We start from the raw sequence: 7,775 nt of genomic DNA, 5'->3' as shown, positions 1-7,775 counted from the left end.
CCCTTTCAGATAAGTCGGCTGATAATTGACGTCTAAACGCTTGTCAAAGAACTTGCTAATGTTCTATTTACTATATGCCCTTATGGGCGCACATGCAGATGTGGATGGTTTTTGTCCCGGTGCTCGACCAGGATGAACTGCGTACCAGTGATCTTCATCTTTTCCATATATTCCAATGAACGCTGCTTCATAATCGCAGGTGTTAGCCGGGCTTGGTCCTGCTTGCTCCAACTCAGCGAGATATGCCCGACTGCCTTTGTTAGGTCAGGGTTTAGTCTCCTTTGCATATTGAAATCCTCGATCATGGACCCAACTTCACCCGTTCTCACACCTTCGGCCATTAGCAAACTTGCCTCCTTCTTTTGCATCGCATACCTGATCACACCGCCGAAGCTGCTGCCAATCGTTACCTTACCGATCATCACGTCCGAGCTTTTTTAAGATCAAATCGATTTGTAAAAGCAGCTCTTTGCAAGATTGCCGGATGAATGTCAACCCTTCCTTATGGGCAAGGTGCGTGAGCTGGTTCAGGTTATTGGCCACGCCGGTCAGTGTCCGCAGATGCCTGAGGTCATCAGGTTTTAGCCTTGCTAAGACCTTCGCTTTTTTGGCAGCCTGCCTAAACCAGGCACTTGGTTTCATTCCGGCATCTTTTGCTTTTTCTTCGATCAGAAAGCGCTCCGTTTCACTCAGCCTGACCATGAGTTGGCTCTGCCGTTTTACTTTTTTTGGTGGCCTGCCGCCTTTGGGGTTATAGAGCTTTTGGTCTTTGATTTCTGTCTTTTCCATCTCACATTCCATTATCTGTTTTAAACCTTTTGCGACCAACGGGAGAAAAGGGCAAGTTTCAGTCACGCGGGAGCGGGACGGGTTTTTGCGAAGCGAAAACACAAACTTGCTCTCTGATGACTTTACAAATGCAGCCCGCCAGACTTCTTGAAAGTCTGCTGCTTTTTCAGTTCTTTTTGTCTTGATTTCTGGCTTATTAAATAGTCATTGACATCCTTGAACTGCTTGTAAATAATAGAGGCATCAACTGTTTTAAGCCCTGCCGACTCGTATTTTTCCTGCGTCTTTCTACCAGCACTGTCATGGTCCAAATACAGGAAAATGCTGCGATAGCTTTCTAAAATATCCAGGCTCCTGTCTGCCATTCCCACCGAGTTGAGCACCAGAAAATCACTGCGGATCGGATGGATTTTTTTTTTGCAGGGTGAGCAAGGAAAGAAAATCCATAAACCCTTCCACCACGCAAATGGACTTTGCCCCATTTTCAATGTGGGTAATATCCTTGGGAGAAGATGAGCCTTTGAAATAAGGATTTCTAAGCTCATAACCACCCGACCTGTTTTCAAATCCTGCGGCGAAGTACTGTTTGTCTTCCAGCTGATAATACACTTCCTTACAATAGGGCTTTGCAAGGTCAAGCGGAATAGCCCGGCCTTCCAGATAGCTGGTTATCGCTGGGTTATTGCCTAAGGGCTTAACTTCGTTGATAGTGAAAGCAGCAGCATGGACTGGTTTTTCGGTAACGCTTTGCCATATAGGTTTGGCAGTCAATGAGGGATTCGGCAATTGCTGTTCAAAGAGAAAAAGGTCATTTATCTTTTCAATTAGGCTACTTGCATCCTGGTTGGGATAGAGCCTTTCGGCCAAGTCAAATAACTTCCCGCCCTGCATAATGGCGTAGTCATACCATCGATTAATAACTGTATTCACTTTAAACAATGGGGAATGCTCTGGCTCGCGGATAGGCGAGATGTACCATTGACTTTCACCCCTTTTATAGCTAGGCTCAACACCGATTTTACTTAACAAATCAGTGATGGGTAGCTGGTTTAATTGCTTGATATTCATGGTTTTATTTTTTGATAAGCAAACACCTGTTTTAAGCAGGCTGGTAGAAGCCGTTTTTATGATGAGACGATGAGAAATGGATATAAATAATTGATAATGATATAAGTTAAGGACTCATCAAAGCCTCATCAAGCATATTCGCCATGATGAGTTTTCTCATCGTGCTCATCATACCTCATCATAAAATAGGATACTTTGATGAGCATGTTACGTGCTGACATTTAGCTGGTTAGGTAATATTTTATAGCCCCTCATCAAACTTTTGGCTAATCCAGTCCATAGAAACACTGTAATACCTGCCGGTTGAATGCACGGCGGCAAGGTCATTGCAGCTGTTGTACAAATAGGTCTGGTAGTTTAAACTGTTTGCTACGGGCTTCAACCCCCAATCATTTTGTAGCACGTTGGATACCTGCTGGCGGGTAAGCCTTGGCATATTCCGCTTCAAAAGTTCAAGCATGTCCTTATTGGTGAATTCGAGCTTGGTGATGCCCGTGTTCTCAAAGATCTCACGAAGGATAAACAGCATTTCCGTTTCCAGCCGGTTGCGGTTGTTTCGGATAACGCGCATCAATGCATCCGTGCGGATTTGCCGCTCAGCAAACCACATCCTGGTTTGCGCAATCGGGACCGACAGATTTCGTGAGATAAGAAAATGCAGAAATGCAGGAAGTTCGCTTGCCATTAGATCCAGCAAATGGATATTTTCCGAGGGCAGCACTGGCACCTTACGCACCCAATACCGGGTTTCGGCCGGATCAATGACAATGAAGTTTTCCTCATTGTTGGAGCATAGGACAAACTTGCCGAAAAACTCAGTTTCCTTCCGGTCCTTGCCTTTGGCTTCTACCTTGGAATTCCGGGCAGTGCTCAAGTTCTTGATCTTTTCTGAATCCTCTCTTCGGTCTAGTAGCACCTCATCGACGGCAATGATCAAGGTGTTCATCCAGTCGGAATTAAACTGCGAGCGGAAATCACTGTTGCCGTTAAAAGTCATGTTCTTTCCAAAGATCATTTTTAGAAAGTTCAGAAAAGTCGTCTTGCCAGTTTTGCGTTCTTTGGAGACCAGACAAAGGACCGGAAGCTTTTGAGTTGGTCTTTGGTAAAGAAGGCTCAGATAGTCCAGACCCAGCTCAAACTGCTCCCCGAAAATATGGCGTATAAACCCGAGCGTAACAGACGGGTCTCCTGGCTCAGGGTTCGCTTCCAGCCGGTGGTAGAGATTGTAAAAGTTTCCGACAATCTCTTTGTATTCCAGATGATCGGGCACGCAGCAGAAACCATCAAACTTTCTGATCTTTTTAATCTGGCTTGGTTCAAGGTCCTGCCTTAGCATTTCGGCCGACCATGGGATCCACATTTCCATAAAATCCTTGCTGACAGTCGGCTGCATACACTTTTTGTAATAGCCGGTCTGCACCCGTATATAGCTGCCTGGCAGGTTCAACGGATAGTTGTTGGCTGACATCATTTAGGAATAGCTTAGCGAAGTCTTCCTTTGCGCGTGCCGACCAAAGAAGGGAGTTGCTCCCGGATTTCATTCATTGTTTTCTTCTTTCCAGACTTGATCCATTCTTCTAGTTCGGATTTGTAGAAGTAAAGCCTTTTGCCCTTCTTGCTCACTGGGATTTCACGGTGGCAGACTTTGCCATAAAGCGTCTGCACGGAAAGCTTAAGAAACTCAGCCGCTTGGGAAATCGTCATGAGCTCGATGGCTTGCGGAACGGCTTGTCGAGACTCTAACAGAAGGTCTTGGATGCTGTCCAGCTTCTGGTGAAGCTCAGAAACTGCGCGGGGCAGCTGGTCAAATGAGTATTGCTCCATAACAATTGCTTTTTTGGTTGATACCGCAATGTTATGTGCTTGGTTTGGTGGGTTACAAGGAGGAAGCCGTGTTACCATACCCTTACCTACCGATATTTATTGATTTTTTTTACTGCTAGAGACCGCAATGCGGAGTGCTGATATGATTCGCCACCGCGCCCAACAAGCCAAAGAGCAGAGCCCTCCTTTTGAGAAGCACAAAAAGGAAAAGAAAAGAGCTGGTGCAGCAGGCTGAAAAAAGCCCCGGTAGGAGCAGCAGAAAAAGAGAGGTTTCGGATTTAGAATGCATTAATTCTCCCGCACTAATTTTTCCACATAGCGCAAGAGAATCAAATGAAGCAATATATTGTCAATGCTAGTTGCCACAGTTACGTTGACACCATTTCGAAACAACGGGTGTCGTGCTTCTTTGAACTATGGTAACTTTGATCCGACTTAGGAATAGATTACCAATTTTCTGTAAGCCCGCTCATATACAAATCGTAACCGCCTTTACCACCAGGTCTGTCCGACGAGAATAGCGTTAGGCGATAGGAGAAATTGTTTAATGCAGGAATGATTGGACGATACTCATTATGTGCCGTATTGATCCGGTCTCCGGCATTCACAGGAGCAGACCATTTCCCATTCTCATATCTAGCGTAGTAAATGTCTTGCCCGCCCTTGCCGCCTGGCCTGTCGGATACAAATACCATCATGTTATCTTGAAAGTAAGGACATTTATCGTCGCTGGCACTTGATAGTTCTTCCACCTTCCTCAGTGTATATTTTTTTGGGTTTATCAGGCTTTCTAGTGTAACATTTTCATTTTCCGTTCTGGGGATTGATAGTTCATAAATGTCAAAACTCCCATCGCGGTTCGAGCTAAAATAGATTTTATCACCTAGCCTTGAAAAACTTGGATAACCATCATCTTTTGAGGAGTTGAGAAGATCAAATTTAAAAGGACCTTCACTATTATTCTTGATTAGGTATTTGATCTCCATATTTCCTTCTGAATCGTCGGCATAAAAGAGCATAAAATCCTTCACATCGCCGTATGTGTTCAAATCATACCTGAAAGACAACGTTTTTGGTCCGTAAACATTAAAATCACCATTCGCTCGCCATGCAAGTGCATCTGTGGCAGAGAATTCTCCCAGATAATCGTAATTGACTGCTTTGTTTGATTTCTCCAGTCCCAGGTGCTTATCATAAGTGAATTGCGCCGGGAAATAAACTAGGTTCAAAAATTCTTTCTTGTCTCTTTTGGAAGAAAAAACGAGGTGTGTTTGCCCCGACTTGTTAGAGGGCAAGTTGGAATTATAATCATCAAATTCAGAGTTGAATTCGTCAAGGGGGACGACTTCGCTAAGAAATTTACCGTTTCTGTCCCCGTCGATTACATTTTCAGGCCAGCAGGCGGTGCACAAAAAGATTGTAACGAGTAAAGATGATTTTTTCATACCGTTTGTAAGTAAACTTGAGTAGCCTAAGATAAAAATCTATGACAAGCCGCAATTAGTTTTAGTTGGAAAAGATATTGTATGAAAACTGAGAACGCAAGTAAATACCGATATAGGCTGCTTTGCAACCATTTAGGCCGAATTGTGGTCTGTGCTTTATAAACCGATCGGCATTATGAATAAGTCTATCCTAGTAATTGTGGGAATTCTGACAGCAATTATTGGCTTAACAGGCTGCTCGAAAGTTCAACCGGAGGAAAAAGCTGCTGTTATTGTAAATGTGGATTATACGATGTGTGGTGGATGTGGCGGCTGGTTTGTTCAAGTCGATTCAGCCAGGTATCGCGCTGATGTTGTTGCACCCTACAACAAAGAAAACACACCTGTTTGGATTCGCTATAAGAAAGACGAAAGTGAAGGGCTTAAAATCCATAATAGGTGGATTATCATTTCGTCAATACGTGACCGAAAATAGAGCATTATGAAATATCTATCAAAATTTTTCTGGCCAATTTTCTTAATATCCGTTTTGTTTGTGATAACAAACTGCAAAAGCGATGAGCCTGTTCAAGAAGCGGATATTGTATGTGGAGTTGCAGATCCCATAAACAACTTAAAATGGCTGAATGATGAATTTAAATCATTTCTTGGTGGACCGGGAGTAAATGGAATTGTCTTATACGAATACAATGGGAACCAGGTAATTGAGGTTCAGAATAGCCTTTTTAGTTCTACGAACATTCACCAACATTTGTGTAGTGGAGTAAAACTCGATTTACAGTCTCCACAGGCAATTAGTGATTATCGTGCCAAGCGAATAGAGGTCAAAGTCCTATATGGAACCAAGATGTGGCCATAACATAAGTTGAGAACCGTAAGCATACAATGAGGCCAGGACCTTGAACCAACTACCATACGATAACGTCTTTGCCGCTCACCTTGGTAATGTGACAATGATCAGCCTTGAACACATAATCCTCTCTAACGACTACGTCATTGCCTCTTTTGCCGATAAAACGGAAACTGTCCTGCTGATTTTCGAGATTAGGTTGGTAGTGATCATTTAGCACAATGTAGTAGCCGGAGCTCAGGTCCGAATTGTATTTGATAGTGTCTGCGGTAGACATCCGGATCGTGTACGATTCAGTCAACGGGTCACCGGGTACATGCAATCTCGAAGATCTAAATTCTTCTGTACAGTTCACTGCAACGTCGTCGCCCTCATCGACACATGCGGTCAGCGAAACAGATAAAAATAAAGTAAAAAGCAATACTGGGATTTGGCTGCACATGGTATTAAATGTTTACGTGGGCTTTAATCTGAAAAACCTTCTTTCGAGACTAAGATATTATTATGGAGTCTTCGCCCTAATGGCAGTCAAATCGATATAATAGCCATAGGCTCCGTGCATGTCTGGTGAGGTCAGGGCACCATAACATTCCTTACGCTTATAAGATACCATGACCCTTAAACTCTGTTTTCTGAACTCAACCGGTACGGACAGTGAATCTCCACAAGGAACTAATAAATTCTCCCCAATACTGTATGACGCTCCGTCGAAATCCAATGTTTCAGTACTTAGTATATACTGATCAGGACCTTGGTTACCACCGGGAGGTTGGTTGCCGATACGATAAACCACAACGGCTTCAATGTTTTTCATTTCTTTCCTAACTGTTTCACTCTCGCAATCGCATGGACCCGCCTGTTTATCAGGATCTTTGCATTGAATATTGAGAAAACATACAATCACAAGCATTAACATGAATCGGGCTATTTTGAGACACATATAAGAATTGTTGTATGATTTTGATCTGAGAAGACTACCCTTTGAAAGATTCAGAAATCATTTAAATAGTTGTAACCTTATAAGTATTACTTGAAATCATATTCATTTTTGTAATTGCGATACCTATCGCACGAAACGTCGGATATTTTGGATGCATAATAATGTTGACGAGCGTATCGGTTGACGTGTGAACCATTAGATAGGATCCCAACGAATCTCCTTCCAAAAGAGTCTGTAAAATAACAGACTTGATGGCCTCCTAATATTTGATTAATTCTCTAAAATAACAGAAGTATGATCCGCTATTTAGTGTCTCTTGCATTCGTGTTGGCTTTACTAAGCTGTAAGGAAGACAAGATTAGCCCTTCGGCGCTAGATGTTATTCTGAGTTTAAAGGTTTAAGACGGGGGCAACACATAGTTGACGCGCCTGTAATCGTTCAAATGAGTGGTGGACTACTTGTTGGTACCCAATTGATACCACAGAATAGTGATGTGCGGTGGGGAGGATGTAATCTCCCTGATCAGTTTATAATACTCCCGAATATCTGGACAGCTACTTAAATTTTTAACTTAGTAGTTGACTATGAAAAAGGAACGCAGAAAATTCAGCGCAAGCTTCAAAGCAAAAGTGGCTATTGAGGCCATCAAGGAGGTCAGCACCGTACAGGACTTGGCATCCAAGTATGAGATTCATCCGACTCAGATCACAGCTTGGAAACGCGAGTTTCTTGAGAATGCCGAGTTGGTATTCAGCAAAGAGCAGCCTGCTGCTAGCGAAGCAGAAAACTGCAAGGAAAAGGATCTATACTCAAAGATCGGGGAACTTCAAGTACAAGTCGATTTCCTAAAAAAAGTCT

Annotated in this window: 12 protein-coding genes; 3 read left to right on the top strand and 9 right to left on the bottom strand. The window is 43.2% G+C overall.

Going from position 1 to position 7,775, the window contains the following annotated elements:
- Positions 1 to 80: 80 nt before the first annotated feature.
- The 7 genes from G395_RS0126940 to G395_RS0126910 form a co-directional block, all read right to left on the bottom strand.
- Positions 81 to 422, bottom strand: a complete 342-nt coding sequence (locus G395_RS0126940; protein WP_026632846.1) for a relaxase/mobilization nuclease domain-containing protein — start codon at positions 420 to 422, stop codon at positions 81 to 83.
- Positions 412 to 789 carry a plasmid mobilization protein gene (locus G395_RS0126935; protein WP_169720104.1) on the bottom strand — a complete coding sequence of 126 codons (378 nt, stop codon included), beginning with the start codon at positions 787 to 789 and terminating at the stop codon, positions 412 to 414. The genes G395_RS0126940 and G395_RS0126935 overlap by 11 nt, the downstream gene beginning before the upstream one ends.
- Positions 790 to 911: 122 nt before the next feature.
- Positions 912 to 1,154 (bottom strand): toprim domain-containing protein, encoded by a 243-nt coding sequence (locus G395_RS32485; protein WP_051350441.1) that lies wholly within the window; start codon positions 1,152 to 1,154, stop codon positions 912 to 914.
- 25 nt (positions 1,155 to 1,179) lie between these two features.
- The gene (locus tag G395_RS32480) at positions 1,180 to 1,857 is read right to left on the bottom strand and encodes a DUF8464 domain-containing protein (protein WP_051350440.1); all 678 of its coding nucleotides are present in this window, start codon (positions 1,855 to 1,857) and stop codon (positions 1,180 to 1,182) included.
- A 241-nt stretch (positions 1,858 to 2,098) separates the two neighbouring features.
- The gene (locus G395_RS0126925) at positions 2,099 to 3,328 is read right to left on the bottom strand and encodes a primase-helicase family protein (protein WP_211237813.1); all 1,230 of its coding nucleotides are present in this window, start codon (positions 3,326 to 3,328) and stop codon (positions 2,099 to 2,101) included.
- An 11-nt stretch (positions 3,329 to 3,339) separates the two neighbouring features.
- Entirely contained in the window at positions 3,340 to 3,681 is a 342-nt protein-coding gene (locus tag G395_RS0126920; protein WP_035362189.1) for a helix-turn-helix domain-containing protein, read from the bottom strand.
- 446 nt (positions 3,682 to 4,127) lie between these two features.
- The gene (locus G395_RS0126910) at positions 4,128 to 5,126 is read right to left on the bottom strand and encodes a TolB family protein (RefSeq protein WP_051350438.1); all 999 of its coding nucleotides are present in this window, start codon (positions 5,124 to 5,126) and stop codon (positions 4,128 to 4,130) included.
- Positions 5,127 to 5,301: 175 nt separating this feature from the next.
- On the opposite strand from G395_RS0126910, the gene G395_RS0126905 reads away from it, so the two are divergent.
- Positions 5,302 to 5,601 carry a hypothetical protein gene (locus tag G395_RS0126905; protein ID WP_157486847.1) on the top strand — a complete coding sequence of 100 codons (300 nt, stop codon included), beginning with the start codon at positions 5,302 to 5,304 and terminating at the stop codon, positions 5,599 to 5,601.
- Between the two features lie 6 nt (positions 5,602 to 5,607).
- Positions 5,608 to 5,985 carry a hypothetical protein gene (locus G395_RS0126900; protein WP_051350437.1) on the top strand — a complete coding sequence of 126 codons (378 nt, stop codon included), beginning with the start codon at positions 5,608 to 5,610 and terminating at the stop codon, positions 5,983 to 5,985.
- Between the two features lie 49 nt (positions 5,986 to 6,034).
- Here the strand turns inward: G395_RS0126900 and G395_RS0126895 are convergent, their stop codons facing one another.
- Together G395_RS0126895 and G395_RS0126890 are read right to left on the bottom strand one after the other, a co-directional pair.
- Positions 6,035 to 6,418, bottom strand: coding sequence for a S26 family signal peptidase (locus tag G395_RS0126895; protein ID WP_026632839.1), 384 nt, complete (start codon positions 6,416 to 6,418; stop codon positions 6,035 to 6,037).
- Positions 6,419 to 6,478: 60 nt separating this feature from the next.
- Positions 6,479 to 6,892: a hypothetical protein gene (locus G395_RS0126890; protein WP_169720103.1), complete on the bottom strand. Its 414-nt coding sequence runs from the start codon at positions 6,890 to 6,892 to the stop codon at positions 6,479 to 6,481.
- A gap of 609 nt (positions 6,893 to 7,501) precedes the next feature.
- Between G395_RS0126890 and G395_RS0126885 the strand changes: the two genes are divergently transcribed.
- A partial coding sequence (locus G395_RS0126885) for a transposase (RefSeq protein ID WP_026632837.1) occupies positions 7,502 to 7,775 on the top strand: 274 nt, incomplete at its 3' end.

It is taken from the genome of Dyadobacter alkalitolerans DSM 23607, assembly GCF_000428845.1.
Lineage (GTDB): Bacteria > Bacteroidota > Bacteroidia > Cytophagales > Spirosomataceae > Dyadobacter > Dyadobacter alkalitolerans.
This window is presented reverse-complemented; position numbering and strand designations above follow the sequence as displayed.

Excerpts from the sequence above, each read along its gene's own strand:
- G395_RS0126940 (WP_026632846.1), bottom strand. The coding sequence starts at position 422 with ATGATCGGTAAGGTAACGATTGGCAGCAGCTTCGGCGGTGTGATCAGG.
- G395_RS0126935 (WP_169720104.1), bottom strand. The coding sequence starts at position 789 with ATGGAAAAGACAGAAATCAAAGACCAAAAGCTCTATAACCCCAAAGGC.
- G395_RS32485 (WP_051350441.1), bottom strand. The coding sequence starts at position 1,154 with ATGGCAGACAGGAGCCTGGATATTTTAGAAAGCTATCGCAGCATTTTC.
- G395_RS32480 (WP_051350440.1), bottom strand. The coding sequence starts at position 1,857 with ATGAATATCAAGCAATTAAACCAGCTACCCATCACTGATTTGTTAAGT.
- G395_RS0126925 (WP_211237813.1), bottom strand. The coding sequence starts at position 3,328 with ATGATGTCAGCCAACAACTATCCGTTGAACCTGCCAGGCAGCTATATA.
- G395_RS0126920 (WP_035362189.1), bottom strand. The coding sequence starts at position 3,681 with ATGGAGCAATACTCATTTGACCAGCTGCCCCGCGCAGTTTCTGAGCTT.
- G395_RS0126910 (WP_051350438.1), bottom strand. The coding sequence starts at position 5,126 with ATGAAAAAATCATCTTTACTCGTTACAATCTTTTTGTGCACCGCCTGC.
- G395_RS0126905 (WP_157486847.1), top strand. The coding sequence starts at position 5,302 with ATGAATAAGTCTATCCTAGTAATTGTGGGAATTCTGACAGCAATTATT.
- G395_RS0126900 (WP_051350437.1), top strand. The coding sequence starts at position 5,608 with ATGAAATATCTATCAAAATTTTTCTGGCCAATTTTCTTAATATCCGTT.
- G395_RS0126895 (WP_026632839.1), bottom strand. The coding sequence starts at position 6,418 with ATGTGCAGCCAAATCCCAGTATTGCTTTTTACTTTATTTTTATCTGTT.
- G395_RS0126890 (WP_169720103.1), bottom strand. The coding sequence starts at position 6,892 with ATGTTAATGCTTGTGATTGTATGTTTTCTCAATATTCAATGCAAAGAT.